A 25,243-nucleotide genomic window follows, 5' to 3' on the forward strand; every position below is an offset into this window, starting at 1 on the left:
GCTGGGGGCCGACGCTGGCCAAGTTGCGGCGGGTACTCCGGCGGGGCGACCGGCTGATCGCGTCGGCGAGCCACCCTTTCACGGCCTGCGCGCACCGGGATCCCCGGCTCGACTACTACGCGACTACCAGCTACACCTTCGACTGGGCCTTCAACCGGCGATCGGTCCCGACGAGGTTGTGGCGCAGGCCGTTGCACCCGATGACCGATGCGTTCACCGCCGCCGGCTTCCGCCTCGCCGCCATCAGCGAGCCGCAGCCCGACCCGGCCGCCCGTGAGCTGTTCCCGGACGGCTTCCAGGACCTTTCGACCAATCCCAACTTCCTGTTCTTCGTCGTCGAGATACCGCCGTCGACTAACGGCTCAGGCAACCAGTCCCTCGGGGATCATGAGTGGAGCCAGAGTCGGCGCCTGCCTAGTACTGTCGCGTCGTATGGCCGACTCCGAGATCGAGATCACCGCAGACCTGGTCCATGAGTTGCTGCAGGAGCAGCATCCGGACCTTGCGGGGCTGGCCCTGCGCGAGGTGGCGGGCGGGTGGGACAATCAGCAGTGGCGCCTTGGGGACGAGCTGGCCGTGCGCATGCCGCGTACGGAGCGTGCCCCCGACCTGCAGCGCAAGGAGCGCCGGTGGTTGCCCGTCCTGGCCCCGCGCCTGCCGCTCCCGGTCCCGAATCCTGTACGGATCGGTGAGCCGTCCGCGCGTTTCCCGAAGCCCTGGACCGTCATGACGTGGGTTCCCGGCGAGCCACTGGACCACGCCTCGATCAGCCGCGGCGACCACGCGGCCGACACTCTGGCGGGTTTCCTCAGGGCGCTGCACGTGGAGGCGCCCGCCGAGGCGCCGATCAGTTCGGACCGCGGCGCTCACCCCGGCAAGTGCACGGACGGCTTCGACCACTTCTTTCACGCCGTCGTACCCGACGGGATCGCCGACGATGTCCGGGCCGTCTGGGATGACGCCGTTGCGGCGCCCGAGTGGGAGGGGCCGCCGGTTTGGGTGCACGGTGACCTTCATCCCGCGAATGTCATCGTCTCGGACGGGACGCTCTCGGGCGTGGTCGACTTCGGTGACATGTTCGCCGGTGATCCGGCGTGGGACCTCGCGGCCGCATGGGTGGTCCTTCCCGCGGGCGGCGCCGCACGCTTCTTCGAGGTATACGGGCATGCGGACGAGGCGACGATCCGGCGCGCCCGCGGCCTCGCTGCTCTGAAGAGCCTGATCCTCATGCTGATAGGCCAGAACGGAGACCGAGGCATTCCTGGCGGCAAGCCGACCTGGGGACCCGCAGGCCGGGCAGCGCTCGATCGCGTTCTGAGAGGCGTCCTGCTGTAGGCACGCAGTGACGCTGTTACCTGGTGGCCTCAGTCGTCCATCATGCAGATGATCCAGCCGCCATCCTTGGCGGGCTGGACTTCTACCTTGGCCAGGATGAGCAAGACCGCTCGCTGAGCAGGGCTTCGATCTGCTGCAGGGCTTCTTCGGAGGGGCTCCCGACCAGCTCTCCGGGACGGGTAACGGGACGCCTCGACCTGGGCGCCTGTACCCGTCCCGGAAACGGGGGGTTCCGGGACGCGTGCTCAACCCGGCCTCCCCGGCTTCCTCTGGTGAACGTGACTCGGCTCAGGGTTCGCGGGCGCGAAGGTAGGTGTCCAGGTCGGCGGCGCCCTTGAGCATGGCGCGGCCCCGTGCGGACAGGCGGGCCTGCCAGTCGCGCAGGGTCGACTCCAGCGGGGCGATGCCTCCGGCGGAGTGGACCTGGGCGATCAGCGGGGCGATCTGCTCCAGCAGGTAGCCGCCCCGCCTGAGCTGGTGGACCAGCCGGACGTCCCGTACGTCGGCCGCGCTGTAGATCCGGTAGCCCGTCTGCGGATCGCGGCGCGGCCGGACCAGCCCGGCGTTCTCCCATTTGCGCAGGGTGGCGGGGCGGATGCCGAGCCGCCTGGCCAGGGGGCCGATGAAGGTGTCGCCGCGTTCGGGCGGCACAGGGGCCAGATCGCGAAGCGCGGCTTCGACGGCCTGGAGGGTGCGGCGGTCGTCGAGGAGCTGGCCGTGGCTCTCGTCGATGAGCCGCAGGGCCTCCTCGGTGGCACCCCGGTTGACCACCTGCATGATCGACGTTGCCGTCTGGTGACCGTGCCCGGGCACGAGGGCGAGGAACGCGCGCAGGGCTTGCGCGTGCAGTGGCGTGTAGGTGCGGTAGCCGTGGACGGTGCGTTCGGCGGTGGGCAGGATGCCGGCGTCCTCGTAGTTCCTGATCGCCTGGGTGGACAGGCCGTGCTCGCGCGCCAGGTCCACTGGCCTCATGGATGCATCACCGATTGAAGGTCCACCACTATTGAACGGGCATTTTCGCGGCAAAGTTTACATCGAAGGTTCAACGATACCGTTGAAGGCATGGACATCAAGGACACGGCCCGGCCGCTCGACGGCGCGGACCTCTCGGCGTTCCTGCGGTCGCTTCCCGCCAAGCCCCTGCTGCTCGGCCTGGGCGAGGCCAGGCACTTCGTGGAGGAACTGGGCGAACTGCGCAACGAGATCTTCCGGCATCTGGTCGAGCAGGAGGGCTACCGGTCGTTCGCCATCGAGAGCGACTGCCTCAGGAGCCTCCTGGTGGACGACTACGTCACGACGGGCACGGGCACGCTCGACGACGTCATGGAACGCGGCTTCAGCCACGGCTTCGGCGCGTCACCGGCCAACCGCGAGCTCGTGCGCTGGATGCGCGCGTACAACGAGGAGCATGACGAGAAGCTCCGGTTCTTCGGGTTCGACGGCCCGCTGGAGTATTGGGCCGAGAGCCCGCGCCAGGCGCTCACCGCCCTCCACGCCCTCCTCGACGGCCCACTGCCCTGCACCGTGGTGACCAGGGAAACGCTCGACTCGCTGCTGGGCCCGGACGACCGGTGGTCGAACGAGGCCACGGCCATGGATCCGTCCCAGTCGATCGGCCGGTCCGCCGACGCCCAGCGGCTGCGACTGATCGCCGACGACCTGGTGGCGCTGCTCGACACGCAGGCGCCCGGGCTGAGCGTGGAGGACAGGGAGGCGGCGGCACTGTACGGACGCACCGCCACCGGCCTGCTCCGCTACCACTACTGGATGGCCGACGCGTCCCCGGCACGGTGGACCCGGCTGTCGGCCCTGCGGGACGCGATGATGGCCGCCAACCTGCGTGCCGTCGCCGAGCACGGCCCGGCCCTGGTCTTCGCCTCCAATCTCCACCTGCAGCGGAACAAGACCTTCATGCCGTTCGGCGACCAGCAGCTGGAGTGGTGGAGCGCGGGAGCGATCACCGCGACGTACCTGGGCGACCGGTACGCCTTCCTGGCCTCAGCCCTCGGCACGGCCGGCGACGACACCCCGCCCCCGGACACCGTCGAGGGCATCCTGTCCACGCTTCCGTGGGACCACGCTCTCATCGACGCCCGCCGCCTGGCCGAGGCCATCCCGAAGCCCGCCCCGCGCGTCTCGCACGATTTCGCCTATTTCCCGCTGGACCCGGCCCAGCTCGACACGATAGACGGCGTCGTCTTCCTCAAGGAGGCCGTCAGGCTGGGCCGGCTGGGTTGACGGGAGCATGCGTGTCAGCCTCGCCTGACACGCATGCGAAACGGCAGCTCAAGGGCAAGCAGCCCGAACTGCCCGAGCCGGCACGGTGGTCCATCCGCCGCCGCTACGCCGAGGGCGAGGTGTCGCTGGCGGACCTGGCAGGCGAGTACAGCGTCGGCCGCTCCACCATTCATCGCATCATTCATGGCCCGTCGACCGAGCCACACTGACGATCAACCAGCTACGCCTCTGGCGACGGCTCGGCCGGGAAGTGGATAAGGCTCATGAGGTGGGGGTTGCGGCCAGGGCCGGGCTGGTTGCCGGTTCGGGTGGCCAGGACGGCCAGCAGTTCCCGGATCATCTCCGCCAGTTCCTCCTGGCTGAGCCACACCACGCCCTGCCGGTATCCGACTCCGTCGGCGAACGGGTCGGCGGCGCCGGTGTCGAGGTAGGCGTTGAACTCGGCCAGCAGGGCGGCCATGGCGGCGGTGAACCCGCGGCGATGGTCCTGCACCGTCATCGCGGCGCCGTCCACGGAAGTCTGCTCCGCGCGCAGCCGATAGGTGCGTTCCACGCCGCCGCGCACCCGCTGCTCGCCGGCCACCTCCAGGACGCCGGCGTCGGCCAGGAGGGCGACGTGGCGGTAGACGGTGGTCCGGGGGATCTCGGCCAGGTGCGCGCCCAGTTCGGCGGTGGTACGGGCGCGTCCGCCGGACAGGGCGTGCACGATGCGCAACCGCACCGGATGCAGCAGCAGCTCGGTCTGGTCCACGCGGCAATGATCCCATATCTGATACCGTTCCCAAAATTGGTACAGAAATGGAAGGCGGGCACATGACGACGGACACGGTCACGGCACGGCTGAGCGCGCACGCGGTGCATCCCTTGCGTACGCTCGACCCGGCCGCACCCACCGACGATCTGGACTGGCTGGACGAGGCGATCGGCGACGCCCGCGTGGTGGCGATCGGTGAGACCGCTCACTACAACCGGGAGACCTTCCGGCTGCGCGACCGCCTCCTGCGCCACCTGGCCGAACGGCACGGCTTCGGCGCCTACGCGATGGAGACCGGCTTCGTGGAGGCACGGCTGGTCGATGCGTGGGTGCGCGGCACGGGCACCGACACCGACGCCGGGCAGGTGGCGGCGCAGGGCCTGACGTCCTTGATGGGGCTGTGGACCGAGATGCGCGACCACCTGGCAGGGATGCGCCGCCTCAACGCCACCGCCGCACGGCCGGTCTCCTTCCACGGGATCGACCTGCCCGGCTCCAACGCCTCACTGCTGCCCGGCCTGGACGCCGTCACCGCCTATCTCGCCGACGCCGACCCCGACTTCACCGTCGATCCGGCACTGCGGCAGACCGCGGCGGCCTTCGCGGCCACCTCGGCGTTCTCCGCCCAGCCCGCTCTGACCGTCTACCTGGGCCTGACCGCCGAAGCCAAGGACACCCTCACCGCGGGCCTGGCCGACCTGGCCGCCCGCATGGCCGGACGTCGCCTGGAATACCGGCGCCGTACCGGCGACGAGGCTTATCGGCAGGCGCTGCGAGCCCTGCACCTGACCGCCGCGCTCGACACCACCATCCGCGCGATGGTGCGCGGCGACCAGCAGGCCGTCCTCTACGACCGGGACGCCGCTCTCGCCGACACTCTCCAGTGGATCCTGGACCGCGAGGAACGGGTCGTCCTGGCCGCCCACAACGGCCACATCCAGCGCTGGCCGACCGCCTTCCCCGGCGTTCCGGGCGCCACCCCGATGGGCATGCACCTGGCCGACAGCCTCGGCTCCGACTACCTCGCCATCGGCATGACCAGTGGCCAGGGACAGATGCTCAACGTCGGGGCCGACTTCGTCACCGGCACGCTGTTCGCCCCGATGGACCCGCCCCGTCCCGGCAGCCTGGACGCCCTGCTGCACGCCAGCCACGCCGGCCCCTTCGCCACCGATCTGCGCCGCCTGGACGACACCGACACCGCCGCCGTGCGCGCCGCCACCTCCCATCGCGCCGGAAACGGCTCCTTCTACGCCGACATCGATCCCCTCCAAGCCTTCGACCTCCTCATCCACCTCCCGCAACTGACCCCCGCCACACCCGACCCCGCCGCTCTGGCCCACGCACCCGACGACGTCCAGCGCCCCTTCACCCAGTGCGCCAGCACGATGTGAGGCACGGCCCTGCGCCAGCGCGCGGTTCAGCGACCGGAGACACAAGCGACTTTGCGGCTCGCTGTGGCTTCAGGAGTTCTGGGCCATGACTGCTGGTCCTGGGTTCTTCCTCAGCCCCGTGGTTGGCCGTAGGGCGAGAGGTACTGCTCGAGCAGGTACGTGGGGGAGTGGTCGAAGCGGTCGTCGGCTTGCTGGTAGCGGCGGGTGGTTCGGGGATCCTGGTGATCCGCCGCGTCCTGGACATGTTCGGGTTCGGCGCCGGCGCGGCGTGCGTGGGTGATGAAGGCGCGTCGCAGTGAGTGCGGGGTGACGGTTCTGGGTTGTTCGAGACCGGCGGCGCGGGCGAGGCGTTTGACGATCCGGTCGACCTGGAACCGGTCCAGGCGGGCGCCATCGTTGCTGAGGATCAAGGGGCGTGGCTGCCCTGGCTGGTGCTGTTCGGGATGGGCGCCCGTGTCGCGGTCGTACAGGTGGCCCTCGATGGCCGTCCAGGTGGTGAACGAGAGGGCGGTTTGCTGGGTCCGGTCGCGTTTGAGCCAGTAGGTCAGGATGCGGTGGCGTCCCTGGCGGCCGAGGCTGTCCACGTCGGCCGTGCAGACCGACGAGACGCGCAGTCCGTTGCGGCCGAGCAGGCACGTCACCGCCGCGTCGCGGTGACCGGCTGCGGCGGCTGCCTCCAGGAGCGCGGCGAACTCGTGGCGGTCCAGCCCTCGCCCTTTCGGCTGGTCGGACACCCGGGGGCGTGCGGGGGTGGCGGCGGGATTGTGGTCGAGCAGGCCGAGGCGTGTGTAGTGAGCCGCCCCGAGGAGCCGCGGGCCTTCGGTGACGGTGTAGCGATAGAACGAACTGACGGTTGAGAGGCGGCGGGCGAGGGTGGCCTGCGAGGGAGGTCGCCCGCCCCGTACCGGGCGGGTGCGCAGTTGCTGCACCCAGGCGTCCACGTGTGCGCGGCGCGCTTGCCGCAGCGGGTCCACGCGGGCTTGTGCGCAGAAGGCGAGCCAATCGGTCATGTCGGATGCGTACGCGGTGCGAGTGTGTTCGCTGCGTAGGGAGAGCCGCCACGCTTCCAGGAGCACCAGGAGGGCGTCCCGCAACTCTTGACGCTCGCGCTGGGAACTGTCCTCAAGCGCTGCATGGCCTGGGGGTGCGAGGGGCCCTGTGACCTGCGTGGAGAGAACAACGCTGGGCGTGGGCGGCTCGGATTCGCCTTGCTGCCGGCCGGAGCCGTCAGAGGGCGGCGGTTGGGGCGTCACGGCAAGACGGTAGCGCGGCGCCGAGCGCCTGGCCCGATGCCGCTTGCGTCGGTGATGAGACCGCAGCGCTGGGTCGCCATGACGAGGATCGGGCCGGCCTCATGGCCGATCGGTCTCTGTGGACGGCACGGAAGGTTCTCCGTGCGATCGATCCCGGCTCTGTCGAGAGCGGGCCGGCTGCGTGCGCCGTTGGCTCAGGTGCCGATGCGCCTGCCGATCGCGTCGATCAGAGGGCCCGGTGCGACGAGGCCCGTTGCGGCTCGGCGACAGGTTCCAGGGGGTTGAGGAACAACGGAACGGAAACCGGCGCTAAGCCGCGTCGTGCCTGGTCGGTCGGGGGCGGGGCCGCGGCTGGAAAGAATTTCGAAGTCTTGGCGTAGATAATGGCCTATTATCTGTGGCATCGCTGATCGCCGCCTGCAGCAACAGCCGCCGAACAGAGCGTGAAGCGGACCTGTTATCTGCGGCAAGGAGTGGGCGTGGCCGATCTGGTGGTGCTGCCGACCGGTCAGACAGCGTTCACCGTGCGCGCGGCGGCGGACGCGTTCCTGGCCTCGCTGGGCAACCCGAACACCGTGCGCAACTACGGGATCGGGATCGGCAAGACCGCGCTGCGGCTCGGCGAGGACCGGCCGCTGGCGGCGGTGGCTGATGAGGAGATCGGCGAGGCGCTGGAGTTGCTGTGGGGCAGCGCGGCGGTCAACACCTGGAATGCCGCCGGGCCTCGGTCGGCTCGTGGCTGGTCTGGTGCCGCGACCGAGGGCACCGGGCCCCGGCGGTGCCGGTCTGGACCAAGCGGCTGCCGGTGCCTGACTCCGACACCCCGGTCCGGTCCCGGATGGAGATCGACCGGCTGATCGCCCGCCGCGAGGTCGAACTGCGCGAGAAGACGCTGTACCGGATGCTGTACGAGACGGCGGCGCGCATCGAGGAGATCCTGGACGTCAACATCGAGGACCTGAACCTGGCGGGCCGCCGCTGCCCGGTGAAGGCCAAGGGCGCCCGCGCCAAGACCCGCCGGCGCGGCCAGGCCCGCGAGGACCTGGTGCTGGAGACGGTCTACTGGGACGCCGGGACCGCACGGCTGCTGCCGCGTCTGCTCAAGGGCCGCACCCGGGGGCCGGTGTTCATCACCCACCGCCGCCCCGGACCGGGCAAGGTCCTCGCGCCACGCGACGTCTGCCCCGACACCGGATGCGCCCGCCTGTCTTACGGGCAGGCCCGCGCACTGCTGGACGCCCACACCGCGCTTGGTGGGCCGGGCACCGGATGGGATCCGCACGAGCTGCGGCACTCGGCGCTGACCCATCTTGGCGAAGGTGGCGCGAGCCTGCTGATGCTGATGGCCAAGTCCCGGCTCAAAAAGCCCGAGAACGTGCGCCGCTACTTCCACCCTTCGCCGGAGGCGATCGCCGAGGTCACCAGCTTGTTGGGCCCCGGCCCCCGCCGGTGAGGTGGCGGTGAGCGCGGGCGGTGCGGTCACCGCCCGCTTGCGGTGTCCTGCTGCTCCGCCGAGGAACGCAGGAACTCGACCGGATGGGCCCGCGCTCGCGACGGCACTCGGGACAGCTTGGTTCCCAGTGGTCGGCTTTCCCTCTTCGGGCGCCCACCCGAAGCCGCACAGTGCCTTGGTCCAGTCCTCGGTGGGGATGGGCACGTAGTGCGAGCCGTGGCCGGCGGCCCGCATCGTGGTCACCTCGCCACCGTCTGGGGCCCCTCGGGCCAATCGTTTGCCGGGGAAACGGCAGCCAGCCGACCCAAGTCTCGACATGAACGCAAGGGGACCGGTTGACGGAGTACGGGTAGTGATCGGCCGCTTCGCCGAAAGGTGCCGCATGACAAAGAAGGTCACGACGTGACCGCGCAGCCCCGCATGGATTCAGCGGCGCAGACCCCGAGGGCGAGTAACGAGCCCACGCCGGAATCCGACATGTTCGCGGAGCTGTACGACCGGTACTTCTGCGATATCTATCGCTACATCGCAGGACGCCTGGGCACAACCGCTGCCGAGGACGTCACAGCTGACACCTTCCTCATCGCCTTCCGTAAACGCGATGCGTTCGACCCGGCGCGCGGGGACCTGCGGCCCTGGCTATTCGGTATCGCGACGACACAGGTTGCCCAGCATCGGCGTGCCGAGGCTAGGTGGTACCGAAGGCTCGGCAGCGATGGTGCCGCACCGGCCGTGGTCAGCCACGAAAACCAGGTCGTTGACTGGGTGGCCGCCCAAGGGCTGCGCGGCAGGCTCGCCGCCGCGATCGGCGGACTTTCACAGGGCGACCGGGACGTGCTGCTGCTCGTCGCGCTGGGCGAACTACGTGGCGACGAGGTGGCCAAAGCATTGGGCATCCCGCCGGGCACCGTCCGATCCCGGCTCAACCGCGCACGCAGGAAACTACGCAAGACGCTAGGCGAAAACAATCCACTCACCGACCTGGAGGATGTCGATGGATGAGATGCGGATGGTTCACCAACTGCTCGATCCACCGCCGCCCCCGGCCGAGGTGCGCGACAGGGTGCGCCAGCGCGTGTTGGCCGCACCGACCAGACACGAGGCCGTCCGCGCCCACCAGCGATCCCGCGTACGCCGTCTGCCGTTGGCCCTGGGCGTGGTCGTCGCCGCGGCGGCCATCGCCGTGACCGCCATCGTGGCCGTGCCCAGGTCGACACAACAGCCGACCGGCGCCGGTATCCACAGCCTTGCCGCACGCGATGTCCTGCTCGTCGCCGCGGACAGGACCGAACAGGCGACCACGACGACCGGCCACTACTGGCACACCCAGATCCGGACCGGCACGCTGATCCGGGTCGGGACCAAGAAAGACCCGTATGTGATAGAGCGGGAGCAACTGCGCGAACAATGGATCGCGAGGGATCCCCGTGGACGATCCTGGTTCATCACACGGGACGCCACCGCGCTTCCGCGCAGCAATGCCGATGAGAAAGCGTGGAAACGTGCCGGGTCTCCCCGCCGGTGGCATCTAAACGACCAAGGTGTCACAGCGGTGCCCATCGAGGGCAACGACCTGGTGACAAACGGTCAGTGGGCATCGGCGGTCCCCGGAGACCCCAGCGGGAGGGCGCTGCATCTGGGCAACTGGTGGGCGACCGTCCGAGACGTTCAGGAACTCCCCGCTGATCCGCTTCGGCTCAAGGAACAGATCGTCCAAAAGTCAAACAGCAGCAAGGACATGTTCGATCCCAACACGCCGAAGCAATCGGATACTTTGGCATTTCAGGTCGGTGCACAACTGCTTCTAGATGTCCCGGTCACCCCGAAGGTGCGTGCGGCGGCGTACCGCATGCTCGCGGGACTTCCAGGTGTGCGATCACTCGGGCGTTTGAAGGATCCACTCGGCCGCCCGGGCGTTGGTGTCGCCATGCCTGAAGCGCGATCAGATGGCTCTATCCTGGAACGCCAGCTCATCATCGATCCCGGCACGGGTCTGCTTCTTGCGGACCAGGAGATCGTCATCAGGCCGGGCGGAAGCTGGCTGAAAGCCGGATGGCGCGAGACCTACTCCGCCCGGCAGAACGCCAACTGGACCACCACAGAGCCCACACTGCCGATGACCAACTGTGCGGCCCCTTCGGCACCACCCGAATGCCATTGAAATAAACGCCGGGCATCTACCTGCCTGAGATTTTTCGAACATGCTGATGGTTTCTCTGCAAGGTTGATTGGGACAGCAGGAATTTCCGAGGCATGAACGGCCACGGGAGGGCAGGCACGCGGACACATCGGAACACCCCGAAACGGGCGTGGAGCCCCCGGTAGAGAGGTTTTTGCGACAAGATCCCGTCTCTGCCCGAAAGGCTCCACGTGGTCACCTACCCTGCCATGCTCGGCGTCTCCCGTGAACTCATCCGGTACGTGGCCGGCCTGCTGCGCGCCGAGCGCAGAGCCCGCGGCACCCGGCGTGGAACACGTGCGCTGAGCTGCTGGGTTCAGGCGGTTTTGGGTGTTGCTGGTGGCGCTGGCACGCCGGTCCAGCGGCATCAAGGAGCGGGGTTGAGCGGGCGGAGGCCGCCGGGCAGTTCGGGGAGCTGGAAGGAGTAGCGGCCCATCATGTTGATGTGGTGCCGCACGAACGGCGACAGCCGTGCCACGTCCTCCTCCCGCACGTCGAATCCGTCCGTGCGCAGCTGGGTCAGGGCGGCGTCCATGTAGCGGGTGTTGAACAGCACGATCGCGTTCAGCACCAGGCCGAGCGCGCCGATCTGGTCCTCCATGCCCTCCTGGTAGTTCTGGTAGAGCTGGCCGTTCTTGCCGTGGAAGATCTTGCGGGCCAGGGCGTGGCGGCCTTCTTGCAGGTTGGCCTGGGCTTTGATCTGGCGGCGGTAGCCGGGTTCGTCGGCCATCCGCAGGATGTGCAGGGTCTTGGCGATGCGCCCGTAGTGGGCGATCGCGTCGCCCAGCGGGGTGGCGCGGCCGTCGCGTGACAGCATCCGGATCACGTCGTAGGCGCGGACCGCGCCGGTGTGGATCGACCCGATGATCCGCAGGGTGTCCTCCCAGTGCCGCTCGATGCGTCCCAGATCGACGCGGCCGCGGGCGGCGTCGGTGAACGGTCCGTAGTCGGCGCGTGGATCGATGCGCCACATCTTCTGGTCGGGCAGGTCGGCGAGCTGCGGCGCGTAGGCGTACCCGGCCAAGGTGAGCAGGCCGAACACGATGTCGGAGTAGCTGGAAGTATCCGTCACGATCATCTCCGGGCGGCGGCCGCCGTCGCGGTCGTACAGCACGTCCAGCACATACAGCGAGTCGCGCGGCGTCCCGGCCACCACCTTGCCGCCCAGCCCGGCGGCCTGATCGTTGATCATGTTGAGCCAGGTCGCGCCGCCGCGGCGCCCGAAGTACTTGGTGTTGGGCCGGGCGTACACCGACGGTACCGGGACCACGAACCGCATCCCGTCGACGGAGGCGACCAGCCCGCCGCCCCAGGCGCTGGCCAGGTCGATGGACTGCTGCGCGGTGATCAGCGCGGCGTTGGCGGCCTGGTAGGTGGCGTGCCGCAGGTAGGTCTGGTCCACGTGCGAGAGCCGGTCGCGCGTCAACGGCTCGGCCGACCCGATCACCGGGGTGTAGCCGACGTTGCAGCCGTGCGCCACCAGCAGCGCCGCGATCGTGGTGTCCAGGTCGGCCAGCCGGGCCTCCCCGCCGGTGAGGGAGGTGAACGCGGTATCGGCGCCGGTCCAGGCCAACACCTCCAGCAGCACCTCGGGCAGGTCCACGCGCGGCAGCAGGTCGTTGACCGCCTGGCGCAACTCCACCAGCGACGCCGGTTCGGGCTCGGGTTCCAGCGCCGCCAGGTGCAGCCGCCCGTCCTCGCCGAAGTGGACCTGGGAGTTGGCCGGCAGCCGCTCGGCGACCTCGGTGTAGGTGGCGTGCAGCAGCTCGGCCCGGGCCGCCAAGTGCTCACCGGCGGTGGCGGGCAGGTTCAGGCTGGCCAGCACCATCGGTCGGGCCTTCTCCCAGGCGGCATCGCTGAGCAGCTTGGCGCGCGGGTCACCCCACTTGGAGGAGTTGCGGGCGAAGATCTCGCGGCGGCGCAGCATCCGGTGGAACTGCTCCAGCACGCAGAAGGTGTAGGCCTTCCAGTCCACCGTCCCCGGCTCGGCGTGCGGGGCCGACAGCACCAGCCGCCGCCACGACCCCACCAGCAGTTCGGTGTCGATCTCGGCCGGGGCGACCTTCTTGCGGCCCAGCAGTCCCGGCAGCGACCGCAGCGCCTTGAGCACTGGCAGCCCTTCGGGTGTGGCGCCGAAGTCGACCACGCTGGTCAGCAGCTCCAGGAACGGCCGCACCGTGGCGAACCGGGTGACCAGCTGCGCCCGCCACGCCTGGTCGGCGTCCGAGTCCAGCGGCGGGGTCAGCTCCCCGATCGCGGCGATCGCCGCCGCCAGCTCCCGGCGCGGCACCACCGCCTCGATCCGCTCCCACACCGCCTCCACCAAGGAGGCCGCTGGCGGGAACACCTCCCCGGTGCTGGTGTCGATCTGCTCGCTGGTCGTCTCGATCAGCACCTGCACCGCGGCCGCCAGCTTGGCCGAGGCGCGCTCCACGCGCGGCAACGTCTTGACCTTCTCCCGGGTCGTCTCCCGCTCGGCCCGCGCCAGCAGCTTGGTCGCGATCAGCACGTCCAACAGGTCCAGGGCGTCATCCACCGCCCGCGTGGTCAGATGCACCGCCGTGGCCAGCAGCGTCGCCAGCCGCCGCGTGTCGCTATGCCGCCGCAGCAACGAGGCCTTGCCGTCGACCCCGTACCGCGACAGCTCGGCCAGCCGGCGCGGCGGCACCCCCGACACATCCAGCTCACCCACCCCCAGCGCGGCGATCTCAGCGGCGCGTTCCAGCGCCCGCGTCATTGCCGGACCCGAGACCCGCACCGGCCCGCGCCGCAACCGGTCCAGCTCCGACACACGCGCGCCTGGCGCCACCTGAAGCAGCGAGTCCAGCACCGCCCGCTGCCCGACGCTCAACACCCCGCACAAGGTGTCCCACAACCGCTGGTTGGCCGCCTCCCGCACCGACGCCACCAGCCGCGCCAACGTCGACACCCCCGGCAGCAGCACCCGCCGCTCCCGCAGCCACGACGCAGCCGCGTCGAACAACGCCTTGGGGCCGTCCCCCGTCGTCCAAGCCCGCGCATCCACCCACTCGCGCAACTCGCCCTCGACCTCGGCGAAGTCGCGGTACCCCTGCACCTGGCGCAACTCGCGCATGTGCCCCAGCCGGGTGTTCTCCCGCTCCCCGTAGGCCTTCAACACCGACGCGTCCTCGATCGCCAACTGCTCGGCCAGGTAATCCACAACCTGGGTCGGCACCGCAACCGGGTCCTCCGGGAACACCCCCACGAACCGCACGCAGGTCAGCATGACCGCGAACCCCAGCCGATTGTGCTGGCGACGCTTGGACTCGATCAGCGCCCGGTCCGCATCGTCCAGGAAGAAGAACCGCTCCAACTCCACCCGCGACGGTGCCCCAGCGAACGCCCCGTACCGGGCGGCCTGCTCGTCAGTCAGGAACTCCACCGGCATGACCAACAACCTCCAGACAATCGATCAACACGACCGCTGAAGATTCAGGCACCAAGTAACCCCAGGTCAAAACGCCACAAGTCACCCATGGCGCTTAGCGCCGGTTTCCGTTCCGTTGTTCCTCAACCCCCTTCCACGGCACGATCGCGCCCCTCGAACGACGGCCGCACATAATCGGGATTATGTGCTACTGGTTCACTGAACGTGACTGTGTTTCGTAGACACTGAAAAGATAAAACAGCTCAGATGAAATGCAGATGCTAAGATGTCGATCATGGATCCCCGTGAGGACAGCCCCAAGACCGGCCTCTCCGGAGGGGAGGGCGTGGTCCCTCGGCACCAAGCGCCTGGAGAGCCCGAAGGGCAACGGGTGGACGAGACCGGCGGCAGTCCGGGCAGTCCCTTCGCTGTTGCGCCTGTGGCCGAGGCCACCGCTACCGGCCCGGGCGAGGGTGACGGCGTCGAGGTGCCCGGGGAACAGAGACCAAGCCCGCAGACGAACTGCCGGCAGTGCGACAGCCCACTCCCGCCGCCCAAGCCCCGCGGAAGACCTCTGCAGTTCTGCCCTCCGCCGCGCGCCTGCCGAGCCAGGTACCACAACGCCCAACGCGCCCGGCAGGGCGCCGCGGTCACCGGCGTCCGCCGCCAGATCGCCGACGAACTGGCCAAACAGGCACCCACGCTGCGCGAACTCGCCGCGCTGCTCACCGCGGTCACCAGTCAGGTCACTGCACTGGAGGAAGAGGTGCTAGCCCGCAACAGCGAGCTGGAAGCCGAGGCCACCGAACTGCGCGACAACTACGCCGCGGCCGAGCAGGCCGCCGACACCGCCGCGCGCCAGGCCGCCGATGCCCGCCGCCGCGCGCAGCAGGCCGAGGACAGCGCCCGCGCCGCCCACGCGGAGGCCGACCAGCGCATCGCCGAGGCCGACCGGCGCACACAGGAGGCCGTGCAACAGGCCACGCAGCAGGTCAGCGAGGCCGCACAGCGGCTCGGGGCCGCGCAGGCCCAGGTGGCCGCCGCGGAAGCGGCGCGGGAGAGCGCCGAGGCACGCGAACGCCTCGCGCTGCGCCACCAGGCCGACACCGACGCTGAACTGGCCCGCGCACGCACGGCCCACCAGGAGGAGCTCGCCCGGCTCGGTCAGGAAGTCGGCCGAGCCCGCCAGGAGCTGCACACCGCCCTCACCGCTGCCCACCAGCGCGACCTCGACCACCAGCAGGCGACCGCCGACCTGACGGCCCGGCTCGCCGCCGCCACCGCGAGAGCCGAGGCGGCCGACCAGGCCGCCAGGTCCGCCGACGACCGGACCGCCCAGGCCACGAAACGCACCGCCGACCTCACTGAGCAGCTCCTCGCGGTTCAGACCGAACTGGCCACCGCCCGGACCCGGATCACCATCACGGCGGAGCAGGCCTCCCACGCCGAGCAGCAACTGGCCGCCGCCCGCACAGAACGCGATAACCTGCGCGAACGCCTCACTCGTGCCGAAGAACGCCTGGCTCGCCAACCAACCGGCGACCCGAAACTCCCTGGAGACTCACCTCCCCAAGGAGCCGACGGGCCTCCTGGTCCTCAACCCCCGGCATAGGGGGTACTCACCGACGCGTTCCCTCCGACCGAGTAATGGCCGGCCTGGACGCACGACCGAGTTCCTCCTGAACACCTCACATGGCCCACAACGCATCGCCCGCTCCATGACCAGACCCGCCAACCAGGCATGGGCCTTGAGGGTGCCACCGGAATACGGCAGAAACGGGCCGCGGGTCTGATCGCCGGTCGTGAGGCTCGCGGTGTTCGCCCGTTGGTGACGGTTGCCGGGGGTTCGGGTCGCGTCGGTCGATCGGACGGCTTACCCGAGGTTCGCGTGCGGTCGTGCCCCCACCTCCGGCCCCGTGCCCACAACACCTGCCCGGCCACCGGCCGCGGGCGCCTGTCCGCCCCACGCGCCGACTACCTGTTCGAAACCGCCACCCGCGCACTCGACCCGCACGCCTGCGGCTGGACGCTGCATCAACTGCGCCACTCCGCACTGCAGCACCTGGCAGCCTCAGGCCGTACCGCCCCCGAACTCCAGGCCAAATTCCGCCACGCCCCCCCCGGCCAACCTCGGCGCCTACGTCCACCTCGGCGTACAGACCTCAGCAAAGGTCGCCGCCGACGCCGACCCGCCGCCCGACGCCGCCGCGACCGACGCTGACCAGCAACTACCTCAGTCTGCGGCCCGTTTCCGCCGTACTCCGGTGGCACCCGTTGTGTGATGTCGCAAAGGCTGTGGCGGACGGTTAGCGCGGGTGTCCTATCGGACTTGCGAACAGCCACGGCACGCGGTCACGGGAACTGACTCAGCAGGCACCTGGCGACGGCGATCTGGCGCAACGACAGGACGGCCAGCCCACCGTCCAGGCCCGTACCGCATACGGTCACTGACCACCCCCGGACGACTTGGAATCAAGCATCGAGGCATCGAGCCTCTACAGCTACGGCGAAGTGCAATGTATTCGCCCGGTTGGCCGAGCATCCGATCAGCGCGTTCAGCCGGTGAGCCTCGGGGTATCCGATCAGCCTCCCGTTGCCTGGCTGCTTGGACACGCCGCCTATCGGCGCCGTCACCGCTCGTGCCGCTGACCGGCACCAGTACCGTCCGCCCTGCCGGACACGGCATCTCCAAGCCGGTGTCGGGGAGCTTGTAACTTCAGGTGTGGAAAGGTCTTGCAGGTGGTAGGTGTAGTCCGCTTTACCTGATGCGTCCTGGATAGGCGATGGCGAGTTCGTTGAGTGCTTCGCGCCATCCGGCGACGCGTTGCCCTTCGACGAGGCGGGCGGGCTGGAAGGCGTGCTTGTCGCCGTTGTCGCGTTTGGCGGCGCGTTCGCGGGCTCTTTTGTCCTCGATGTTGACGATGGCCAGCCACAGCAGCTTGACCACGGCGTCGTCGGTCGGGAAGTGCCCTCTGGCCTTGGTGACCTTGCGCAACTGGTAGTTCAGCGACTCGATCCCGTTGGTGGTGTAGAGCAGCTTGCGGACCGGTGCGGTGAAGGCGAAGTAGGGCGTGAACCGGTCCCAGGCGTCCTCGAATACCTTCACCGCCTGCGGATACTTGCGGCCGAGGTCGGTGCCGGCGAACTCGGCGAGGGCCTCCAGTGCGGCGTCTGCGTCCACCGCGGTGTAGACCTTCTTCAGCTCCTTGGCCACCGCGCCGGCGTCCCTGCGGGCGACCGGCCGCAGCGCATTTCTGATCAAATGAACCACGCACGTCTGCACGACCGTGGCCGGGAACGCGGCGTTGATGGCGTCCTCGAAGCCTTTCAGGCCGTCGCAGCAGGCGATCAGGATGTCGCGGACCCCGCGGTTGCGCAGATCGGCCATCACCGAGGCCCAGAACCGCGCACTCTCGGCGGCGGTGGCCGACTCGGCCGGCGTCCGCGCGAGCCAGATGCCCAGCACGTGCTTCTCCCCGTCGGTGTCGACGCCGACCGCGATGTAGGCGGGTTTGTTGGTCACGACGTTGTTGTCGCGCACCTTGACCACGATGGCGTCCAGGAACACCACGGCATAGGTGGGGTCCAGCGGACGCGTCTGCCAGGCTTTGACCTCGTCCATCACCTGGTCGGTGATCCGGGAGACCTGCTCGTGCGAGAGGTCGGTGCCATAGACCTGCTTGAGGTGGTGCAGGATGTCGCGCACGCTCATGCCGTGGGCGTACAGGCTGATGATCATGTCGTCCAGGCCGCCGGCGACCCTCCCGGCCCGTTTGGGCACCAGCACCGGCTCGAACGATCCGGCCCGGTCCCGCGGCACGCTGATGCGCACCGGCCCGACCCCGGTCTGCACCGTCTTGCCCTTCCCCCGGCCGTTGCGGGAGTTGCCGGAGTTGTTCCCGGACGCATCGTGCCTGCCATAGCCCAGGTGAGCGGTCAGCTCGCCTTCCAGCGCGCGTTCCAGCACCGCCTTGACCAGCTGCCCGAGCATCGACCCCTCACCGGTCAGCCGCAACTGCCCGGCCTCGTCCTTCGACCGCTCCAGCAGGACATCCAGCACATCATCACTCAGCAGCTCACGAATCGACGCGTCCCCGTCGACGCTCTCATTCCCCTTGATCACGGTCACGGCTTCGAATCCCCCCGAATTCGATGGATGATCTACTCGGCTTCTGATCTACCCATCAAGATCATTTCCACGCCTCAAGAGATACCCCCCGGTGTCGTCGAGACCGATCGGATGGCTGAAGTCCCCGGCGAGTTCATCCGGGCGGTGTGCCTTACTCCGGCGAGGATTTACGACTCTCGGCGAAGGGGAACACCTCGCGCACGGCGGCGGTCCAGGCGTCAACCTGCTCGGGCGACGAGCGGAGCGCGTTGATCAGTCCTTCGGCGGCCAGCAGCTTCGTCTCACCGACGTGTTCGCGAAGCTGGTGGACGGTGACCTCCTGGTAGGTCATCGTCAGCTGCCACCAGAAGCGCATCAGGTAGCGGCACTCTTCCTGGTTGTGGTCGTCGGCCAGCAACGAGTGCACGAGCCACTTCACGTTGGCACGCTGCTCCTCGTCCCGGAACCCGTTGCGCAGGTCGGTCAGCGGTGCGCCCGTGGTGACCCGGCCGAACGGGGCCATCGCGGCGCGCCGCCGCTCGTCCAGTTCGGCGTCGGAGAGCGGCGTCATCGAGGCGGGCACGGGCAGTCCTTGCGCCTGGAGGTAGGCATGCCAGGCGCGCAGCCCGGCCCGCTGGCTCTCGCTCGCCGCGACGTTCGCGGCGATCCGGGACATGTACCGCTGGACGGTCGGCGCCTTGGCGGGGTCGATCAGGACGAGCGAGGACGCCGTGCCGTCGCCCCAGGTCGTGGCGACCAGTGCCACACGGCCGTCCAGCGACGCCATGCCCAGTTCCGGGTGGCCGGGGGCGTAGGTGAAGAGCCCGACGCCCCCTTCGCCCATCACGTCCCAGTCGTCCAGCAACCGGACCCGTGATGGCGCGCCGTCGCGGTCGTACACGAGGAACTCGCGGTCGGCGTCGAACAGGCCGTGCGCAGAAGCCAGGTCGTACCAGTCGCGGTTCAGACGTGTCACGCGGTCGGGGGCCTCGCCCGGTACCTGCGCGGAGTCCACGCGGTGGTCGCCCTCGTGCCGTCCGCACGAGGCCGCCAGTCCCACGACAATCGAGGGCAGCGGAGCCGCCGGCGGTCCGGGACGCGGCGCGAGCCCGCAGCGCCGCAGCCGTTCCTCGATCATCGACCCGAGAATACGGCAACGCCCGCTTGGAGGATCTCGCCAGCGTGCCGGGGGATCGCACCTCCAGCTCGAAGAACTTCAGCACTAGGCAGAAGCCCAGCCGCGTCGCGCCGGTCTTGTTGGCCACCGACCGCGAATCGTCATCCAGCAGCGTCCACGCTTCCACCAGCTCTTCCGGCTCCCATATGCGGGCACCACGCACCCCCTCCGCCCGATTGGCCTCCGAGTCGGAGACACCCTCGAATGTCAGGGGTGCGCGACCGCGCGGTACACCCGACTCGTGACACGAACCGTGAACCGTTACTGATCACAGAGCTGATTTGGCCCTGTGGTCAGGTTCGGGAGAACCTGCCGGCCCTGGGGCCAGAGCACCACGGCTGATGCCCCCTCCGGCCTTCCGATGGTCAGTCGCTACCGGCCGTTCCGATCCTCCTCACGGGCATTTTCGGTTGCTCAGGCGAAATCAGTTGGCGGGCTTGCCGAACCAGCGGGAGAGATGGTCGTCGAGGTCGTGCTGATCGTCGCCGATCCAGGCGACATGGCCGTCGGGGCGTAGCAGGACGCACGGGACATCCAGGACCGCAGTGGAATCCGCGAGGTAATCGACCCGGTCCGACCAGCCGCCGGCGGTCAGGCGTTCGGTGCGGTCCAGCAGCAGTCCGCGACCACGATGCAGCAGACCGTAGAGGTGGCCCTGTTTCACGTCGATGTCGCGCAGGCGGCGGCCGAGCAGATCGGGGCCTTCACCGAAGTCGTAGCGGATGCCGATCGCGGTGATCTTCTCGATCAGGTAGCGGTTCACCTCGTCGAAGTCCATCAGTTCGGTGAGCAGCCTGCGCACGGCCTGCGGGCCCGGTTCGGTGGACAGCAGTTCCCTCTGGGCGCGGGTGTTGTCCAGCACGTCCCGGGCGACCGGCTGACGTTCGGCCTGGTAGGTGTCCAGCAGTGTTTCCGGCGCCCAGCCGCGGATCTGTGCGGCCAGCTTCCAACCGAGGTTGAACGCGTCCTGAACGCCCAGGTTGAGTCCCTGACCGCCGGTGGGCGGATGGATGTGTGCCGCGTCGCCGGCCAGCAGCACCCGCCCCACCCGATAACGTTCGGCCAGCCGGGTGGCATCTCCGAAGCGGGACAACCAGCGCGGGGAGTGCACGCCGAAATCGGTTCCGGCGATGGTGCGCAACTGCTGTTTGAAATCCTCGAGAGTGGGCGGTTCCGCGCGATCGCTGACTCCCGCGGCCGGGACTACGACGCTATAGACCCCTTCGCCGAACGGCCTGAGCCAGAACCGCTTATGGGTCTCGCTGGATTCGGCCATCTTGGCGGCGATCTCCTCTTGCGGCACGCCCACCTTCATCTCGCCCATCAGCGTCTCGGTCCGCGAAGGCTCGCCGGGGAAGCCGACGCCGAGCAGTTTGCGCACCGTACTGCGCCCGCCGTCACAGCCGACGAGGTAGCGCGCACGCAGCTGCTCTCCGTCGGCCAGCTCGACGGTCACACCCTCGTCGTCCTGCTCGAACCCGGCCACCGCACAACCGTGCCGGACCTGCGCACCGAGTTCGATCGCGTGCTCTTCGAGCAGGTGAACGATGACCGGCTGCGGGATGCCCAGCAGATAGGCGTACGCGGAATCCAGGCCCTCGGGAGCGGATTTGGTGATGGCGGCGAAGATGCCACCGACCGAACGCTTTCTTCCGCGTTCGAGAATGCGATCCAGCAGTCCGCGCATTGCCATCAGCTCGAGACTGCGCATGTGCAGACTGACTATGCGGACGAACGACGCGGGCTCGGTTTCCTTCTCCAGCACGAGTACCCGCACATCGTGCAGCCGCAGTTCGGCGGCCAGCATCGCACCGGTCGGCCCGCACCCGGCAATGATCACGTCGAACATGAGAGGCGCGCGATCGGCGCCGGTGGCCGGCGACGAGAGAACTCCGGGGACCTCTCCCACGGTGAAGTCGCGCTCGACCGTGTTGTTCGACGACGGCTCGGCGGTGAACTGCGAAGAGTGCATAGGTGTTGCCTTTCGGGAGTGCCTTGTTGACGGGCGCTCCCGGCGACACCTACGTCAATCGCCCGGCCGTGAAGGGAAGGGGGAGCACCCACATCGATACAGCGTTCATGGGTCTCACCTCCTCGGGCGGTGTCACGGTCAGCTGCAAGCTACAAGCCCGACCATGACCCCGTCCACCTCTTTTCCGGCCACGTGATCACGACTCCGAACGGGCCCCTGCGGTCGCAGGGCGAAACCGGCGTGGCGACCCGGCTGGTCCCGGCCACGGTCGACGGGCCTGATCCTGGCCGCCCCCGAGACGGAACGGTTCTCGGAAGGCGCTGCCCCGATGAGGTTCGCTCCTGGCCGCGAACCGCGCGGTGCGGTACTTGGAGGCGACCTTCCCGCCTCGCGGCCGACACGACGAGGGCGCCATCACCTCACCACGCCCGCCGGACGTTGCTCCACTACTAAGTGGTACCGTATAGTGGTACTCGGTACTACAAGGTACCTAGAGATCGAAGAGGGTCCGTGATGGACGACCTGACGGAGATGCTGAAGGGCACGCTTGAGGGCTGCGTGCTGGAAATCATCGGCGGCGAGGAAACCTACGGCTATGCCATCACGCGCCGGCTGAACGAGCTCGGCTTCGCCGACGTCGTCGAAGGGACGGTCTACACCATCTTGCTGCGGCTGGAGAGGAACGGGCTCGTCCAGGTGACGAAACGGCCCTCCGGGGTCGGCCCGCCGCGCAAGTTCTACGCGCTCAACGACGCCGGACGCGAGGAACTCGCGAAGTTCTGGGCGAAATGGCAGTACGTCTCATCACGCATCGACAGCCTCAAGGAGGGCGGGAGATGAACTTCTGGGAGACCATCACAGGCAGTGATCTCACCAGGGAATGGAAGGCGGTCGAAGCCCGGGCCACGGCCCTGCCAGAGAACTACCGGGCGGCATGGGAACAGATCAAGTGCCACCTCTTCCCCCACTCGGACTTCACCGGCCGCAACCTGATGCCGATCCTCGACGCCGCCCTGGGGCTGCTGGAGGAAACCGCGGCGGACGGGCAGAGCGTCCAGGACGTACTCGGCGACGACATCCAGGGCTTCTGCACGGCGCTGGCCGGTGGACAAGGCGCTCGCACCTATCGCGACCGGTGGCGCGAGCAGTTGAACAGGAACGTCGCAAGGAAAATGAGCCGGCTGGGAGGCTGACGTGGGCATCCAGGACATCATCGAGGGCAAGAAGCAGTGGCGGGCGCACAAGGCGCGCGTCAAGGCGCTCCCGCCGGACTACCAGATCGTCTACAAGGAGATGCAGAGGTACCTGTTCAAGGTCGGACCGGTCGACCTGCCTGACGGGCCCCTGCTCCCCGGGATCGTCGACTTCTTCGAGGAGGGCGCCGCCGCGGGCAAGGGGGTCTTGGAACTCATCGGCAACGACGTCGCCGCATTCTGCGACGACCTGATCAAGGACTCTCCCACCTATGCGGAGGTCTACCAGCAATCCATGAGCGGGGAACCCGGTACGGCCGGGAAGTAGCCCCTCGACCGGTGCCGGCGGAGCTCTTCGACGGGTGAGTCGAAGGCGAGCCTCGGGCCCCTGACCGCCGGCAGCCTGCTTGCCGCTGCGCGCCCAGTGGTGCCGGTTCTTGCGCCCAAGCCATCGTCACGGTCGCTCGGCTGGCGGGCACCGCCCGCGTCTGCGGCGGGCGGCCGACGTGAGATCCCAGAGGGGATCGTCACTGCGCACCACCACCTGTACGGCCGTCCGGCCGCTGCCAGGCTCGCCCGCATCCGCGAGGCGACCTGCCACGACGCCGACACCGCCTGGGACGAGTTCGCGCCGGTACTGCGGGTCGGCGCCCCACCGCGTGGCTGGGGGAGCACCGACGCCGAGGCGTGCGGCCACGCTGAGGTCAGCCGCCTGCACGCCCCGTACCGATCAGCACCACCAGAGTCAGACCACCTGAGGCGACCGCCGATCTCCGAGGCCGTGCTGGGCGCGGTCCTGCCGCCCAGCCAACCCGGCACCCTCCATCCAACGGCGTCGCCCGGACATCGCCACCGGTCACAACCCCATCGACACCCCGCGTCAGCAACCCTCCAACAGCCCCGGCACCCAACCCACCAGTCGCATCCCGGGTGACATCACCGCCCGCAACCTCTGATCCCCTGCCCCCGTCTCCTGCGAGGAGCACCCATCATGTCCAACCTGGCCATCGCGGCTCATGGACTGCGCAAGTCCTACCGCGACAAGAGCGGCGACAAGGTCGTGCTCGACGGCATCGACCCGGCCGTCCCCGAAGGAACGACCTTCGCCCTGCTCGGCCCCAACGGTGCGGGCAAGACCACCACCGTCCAGATCCTGTCCACCCTGATCGGCGCCGACGACGGCGACATCGTCGTTGCGGGCCACGACCTGGCCAAGAACCCCCAAGCGGTCCGCGCGGCCATCGGCGTCACCGGCCAGTACTCGGCCGTGGACAGGTTCCTCACCGGCCAGGAGAACCTCAACCTCATGGCCGACCTGCACCACCTGCCGCGGCGCACGGGCCGGCAGCTCACCGTGCGGCTGCTGGAGCGGTTCGACCTGGTCGAGGCCGCCGGAAAGCCCGTCTCCGCCTACTCCGGCGGCATGCGGCGCCGGCTGGACCTGGCGATGACGCTGGTCGGCGACCCGCGCGTCATCTTCCTGGACGAACCCACCACCGGCCTGGACCCGCGCAGCCGCCGCACCATGTGGCGGATCATCCGGGAGCTGGTGGCGGGTGGAGTCACGATCTTCCTCACCACCCAGTACCTGGAGGAGGCCGACCAGCTCGCCGACCACATCGCCCTTCTCGACCACGGCACGCTGATCGCCCAAGGCACTCCCGAGGAGCTCAAGCGGCTCGTCCCCGGCGGGCACGTCAGCCTGCGCTTCGCCGACCCGCACCTTGTCGACTCCGCGCTCCGCGCGCTGGGCACCGGCTCCCTGAACGGCGACGGCGACGCCCTCACCCTGCACGTCCCCAGCGACGGCAGCGTCGGCTCGCTGCGGCAGATGCTCGCGCGCCTGGACGACCAGTCGATCGACGTCGAGGAGCTGTCGGTGCACACCCCCGACCTCGACGACGTCTTCCTCACCCTCACCGGCGACCCCAAGGAACAGCCCCGATGAGCACCGCCGTCCGCACCCACACCCTCGCCGACTCGGCGACGATGATCCGCCGACGCCTGAAGCACATGCTCCGTTACCCGGCGATGACGGTGCAGTCCGTCGGCATGCCCGTCGTCTTCCTGCTGCTGTTCGTGTACGTCTTCGGCGGCACCCTGGGGAATGGCCTCACCGCCGGGGGAGGCCGCCAGGCCTACCTCGACTACGTCACGCCCGGCATCATCCTGATGACCACGGTCGGCGCCGCCACCGGCACCGCCATCTCGGTGGCCATGGACGCCGCCGAGGGAATCGTCGCCCGGTTCCGCACCATGGCCATCGCCCGGTCGTCCATCCTCACCGGGCATGTCGTCGGCACCATGATCTCCATCGGCATCAGCATCGTGGTCGTCACCCTCGTCGCACTGGCGATCGGATTCCGGCCCACCGCCGGCCCCGTCGAGTGGATCATCGCCGCGGGACTGCTGGCACTGTTCGTCTTCTCGCTCACGTGGCTGGCCGTCGCGCTCGGCCTGGCGGCCAAGAACCCCGAGGGCGCCAGCAACGCGCCCCTCCTGCTGATGCTCCTGCCGTTCCTCGGCAGCGGCTTCGTGCCCACCGACTCGATGCCGACCGTCCTGCGCTGGTTCTCCGAGTACCAGCCTTTCACCCCCGCCATCGAGACCCTGCGCGGCCTGCTGATGGGGGACGCCATCGGCAACAGCGGCTACCAGACCCTCACCTGGTCGGTGGGCATCACCGTGGCCGGCTTCCTCTGGTCGATGAAGCTGTTCAACCGCGACCCCGGCCGCTGATCGAGCCAACCGTCGACCACCAGGCCGCTTACCCTGCCCGTCCACACCGGCCTCGAAGGA

At 69.0% G+C, this 25,243-nt stretch carries 22 protein-coding genes; 15 read left to right on the forward strand and 7 right to left on the reverse strand.

The genetic code is table 11. The features are described 5' to 3' along the window. The first annotated feature begins 23 nt into the window (after positions 1–23). Complete coding sequence (locus IW256_RS18555; protein ID WP_197012195.1) at positions 24–476, forward strand: hypothetical protein; 453 nt, start codon at positions 24–26, stop codon at positions 474–476. Beyond that, positions 433–1,335: an aminoglycoside phosphotransferase family protein gene (locus IW256_RS18560; RefSeq protein WP_197012196.1), complete on the forward strand. Its 903-nt coding sequence runs from the start codon at positions 433–435 to the stop codon at positions 1,333–1,335. The genes IW256_RS18555 and IW256_RS18560 overlap by 44 nt, the downstream gene beginning before the upstream one ends. Positions 1,336–1,623: 288 nt before the next feature. Here the strand turns inward: IW256_RS18560 and IW256_RS18565 are convergent, their stop codons facing one another. Beyond that, positions 1,624–2,307, reverse strand: a complete 684-nt coding sequence (locus IW256_RS18565) for a TioE family transcriptional regulator (protein ID WP_197012197.1) — start codon at positions 2,305–2,307, stop codon at positions 1,624–1,626. Positions 2,308–2,397: 90 nt separating this feature from the next. Between IW256_RS18565 and IW256_RS18570 the strand changes: the two genes are divergently transcribed. Then, the gene (locus tag IW256_RS18570; protein WP_197012198.1) at positions 2,398–3,573 is read left to right on the forward strand and encodes an erythromycin esterase family protein; all 1,176 of its coding nucleotides are present in this window, start codon (positions 2,398–2,400) and stop codon (positions 3,571–3,573) included. Between the two features lie 11 nt (positions 3,574–3,584). Beyond that, entirely contained in the window at positions 3,585–3,782 is a 198-nt protein-coding gene (locus IW256_RS18575; protein WP_197012199.1) for a helix-turn-helix domain-containing protein, read from the forward strand. Between the two features lie 11 nt (positions 3,783–3,793). On the opposite strand, the gene IW256_RS18580 is transcribed toward IW256_RS18575, so the two are convergent. Next, positions 3,794–4,324 (reverse strand): helix-turn-helix domain-containing protein, encoded by a 531-nt coding sequence (locus IW256_RS18580; RefSeq protein ID WP_307828940.1) that lies wholly within the window; start codon positions 4,322–4,324, stop codon positions 3,794–3,796. Positions 4,325–4,386: 62 nt separating this feature from the next. Here IW256_RS18580 and IW256_RS18585 point away from each other — a divergent pair, with 62 nt between their 5' ends. Continuing rightward, positions 4,387–5,721 carry an erythromycin esterase family protein gene (locus IW256_RS18585; RefSeq protein WP_197012200.1) on the forward strand — a complete coding sequence of 445 codons (1,335 nt, stop codon included), beginning with the start codon at positions 4,387–4,389 and terminating at the stop codon, positions 5,719–5,721. Between the two features lie 110 nt (positions 5,722–5,831). On the opposite strand, the gene IW256_RS18590 is transcribed toward IW256_RS18585, so the two are convergent. Further along, positions 5,832–6,974 carry a tyrosine-type recombinase/integrase gene (locus IW256_RS18590; protein WP_307828941.1) on the reverse strand — a complete coding sequence of 381 codons (1,143 nt, stop codon included), beginning with the start codon at positions 6,972–6,974 and terminating at the stop codon, positions 5,832–5,834. 479 nt (positions 6,975–7,453) lie between these two features. Between IW256_RS18590 and IW256_RS18595 the strand changes: the two genes are divergently transcribed. From IW256_RS18595 to IW256_RS18610, 4 genes are all read left to right on the forward strand, one after another. Next, on the forward strand, positions 7,454–7,831 hold the full coding sequence (locus IW256_RS18595; protein ID WP_197012202.1) for a hypothetical protein: 378 nt from the start codon (positions 7,454–7,456) through the stop codon (positions 7,829–7,831). After that, the gene (locus IW256_RS18600) at positions 7,780–8,427 is read left to right on the forward strand and encodes a site-specific integrase (protein WP_197012203.1); all 648 of its coding nucleotides are present in this window, start codon (positions 7,780–7,782) and stop codon (positions 8,425–8,427) included. The genes IW256_RS18595 and IW256_RS18600 overlap by 52 nt, the downstream gene beginning before the upstream one ends. A gap of 402 nt (positions 8,428–8,829) precedes the next feature. Then, positions 8,830–9,429: an RNA polymerase sigma factor gene (locus tag IW256_RS18605; RefSeq protein ID WP_307828942.1), complete on the forward strand. Its 600-nt coding sequence runs from the start codon at positions 8,830–8,832 to the stop codon at positions 9,427–9,429. Then, positions 9,422–10,588 (forward strand): CU044_5270 family protein, encoded by a 1,167-nt coding sequence (locus IW256_RS18610; RefSeq protein ID WP_197012204.1) that lies wholly within the window; start codon positions 9,422–9,424, stop codon positions 10,586–10,588. Before IW256_RS18605 ends, IW256_RS18610 begins: the two co-directional genes overlap by 8 nt. A gap of 385 nt (positions 10,589–10,973) precedes the next feature. On the opposite strand, the gene IW256_RS18615 is transcribed toward IW256_RS18610, so the two are convergent. Further along, a complete protein-coding gene (locus IW256_RS18615; protein ID WP_197012205.1) occupies positions 10,974–14,015 on the reverse strand; it encodes a Tn3 family transposase in 3,042 nt (1,013 codons plus the stop codon). A 370-nt stretch (positions 14,016–14,385) separates the two neighbouring features. On the opposite strand from IW256_RS18615, the gene IW256_RS18620 reads away from it, so the two are divergent. Further along, positions 14,386–15,606 carry a coiled-coil domain-containing protein gene (locus IW256_RS18620; RefSeq protein WP_197012206.1) on the forward strand — a complete coding sequence of 407 codons (1,221 nt, stop codon included), beginning with the start codon at positions 14,386–14,388 and terminating at the stop codon, positions 15,604–15,606. A 1,146-nt stretch (positions 15,607–16,752) separates the two neighbouring features. On the opposite strand, the gene IW256_RS18625 is transcribed toward IW256_RS18620, so the two are convergent. The 3 genes from IW256_RS18625 to rox all read right to left on the reverse strand — a co-directional run bounded on the left by IW256_RS18625 (position 16,753) and on the right by rox (position 21,128). After that, positions 16,753–18,123, reverse strand: a complete 1,371-nt coding sequence (locus IW256_RS18625; protein WP_197011582.1) for an IS256 family transposase — start codon at positions 18,121–18,123, stop codon at positions 16,753–16,755. 151 nt (positions 18,124–18,274) lie between these two features. After that, a complete protein-coding gene (locus IW256_RS18630) occupies positions 18,275–19,240 on the reverse strand; it encodes a hypothetical protein (protein ID WP_197012207.1) in 966 nt (321 codons plus the stop codon). Between the two features lie 463 nt (positions 19,241–19,703). Next, entirely contained in the window at positions 19,704–21,128 is a 1,425-nt protein-coding gene (gene rox / locus IW256_RS18635; protein ID WP_197016389.1) for a rifampin monooxygenase, read from the reverse strand. A gap of 636 nt (positions 21,129–21,764) precedes the next feature. On the opposite strand from rox, the gene IW256_RS18640 reads away from it, so the two are divergent. The 5 genes from IW256_RS18640 (at position 21,765) to IW256_RS18660 (ending at position 25,183) form a co-directional block, all read left to right on the forward strand. Further along, positions 21,765–22,091, forward strand: coding sequence for a PadR family transcriptional regulator (locus tag IW256_RS18640; RefSeq protein WP_197012208.1), 327 nt, complete (start codon positions 21,765–21,767; stop codon positions 22,089–22,091). Continuing rightward, a complete protein-coding gene (locus IW256_RS18645; protein WP_197012209.1) occupies positions 22,088–22,444 on the forward strand; it encodes a DUF1048 domain-containing protein in 357 nt (118 codons plus the stop codon). Before IW256_RS18640 ends, IW256_RS18645 begins: the two co-directional genes overlap by 4 nt. Before the next feature lies 1 nt (position 22,445). Next, entirely contained in the window at positions 22,446–22,772 is a 327-nt protein-coding gene (locus tag IW256_RS18650) for a DUF1048 domain-containing protein (RefSeq protein WP_197012210.1), read from the forward strand. Between the two features lie 663 nt (positions 22,773–23,435). After that, a complete protein-coding gene (locus tag IW256_RS18655; protein WP_197012211.1) occupies positions 23,436–24,392 on the forward strand; it encodes an ATP-binding cassette domain-containing protein in 957 nt (318 codons plus the stop codon). Further along, positions 24,389–25,183 (forward strand): ABC transporter permease, encoded by a 795-nt coding sequence (locus IW256_RS18660; protein ID WP_197012212.1) that lies wholly within the window; start codon positions 24,389–24,391, stop codon positions 25,181–25,183. The genes IW256_RS18655 and IW256_RS18660 overlap by 4 nt, the downstream gene beginning before the upstream one ends. The last annotated feature ends 60 nt before the right edge of the window (positions 25,184–25,243 follow it).

The sequence above is a fragment of the Actinomadura viridis genome (assembly GCF_015751755.1).
GTDB lineage: Bacteria > Actinomycetota > Actinomycetes > Streptosporangiales > Streptosporangiaceae > Spirillospora > Spirillospora viridis.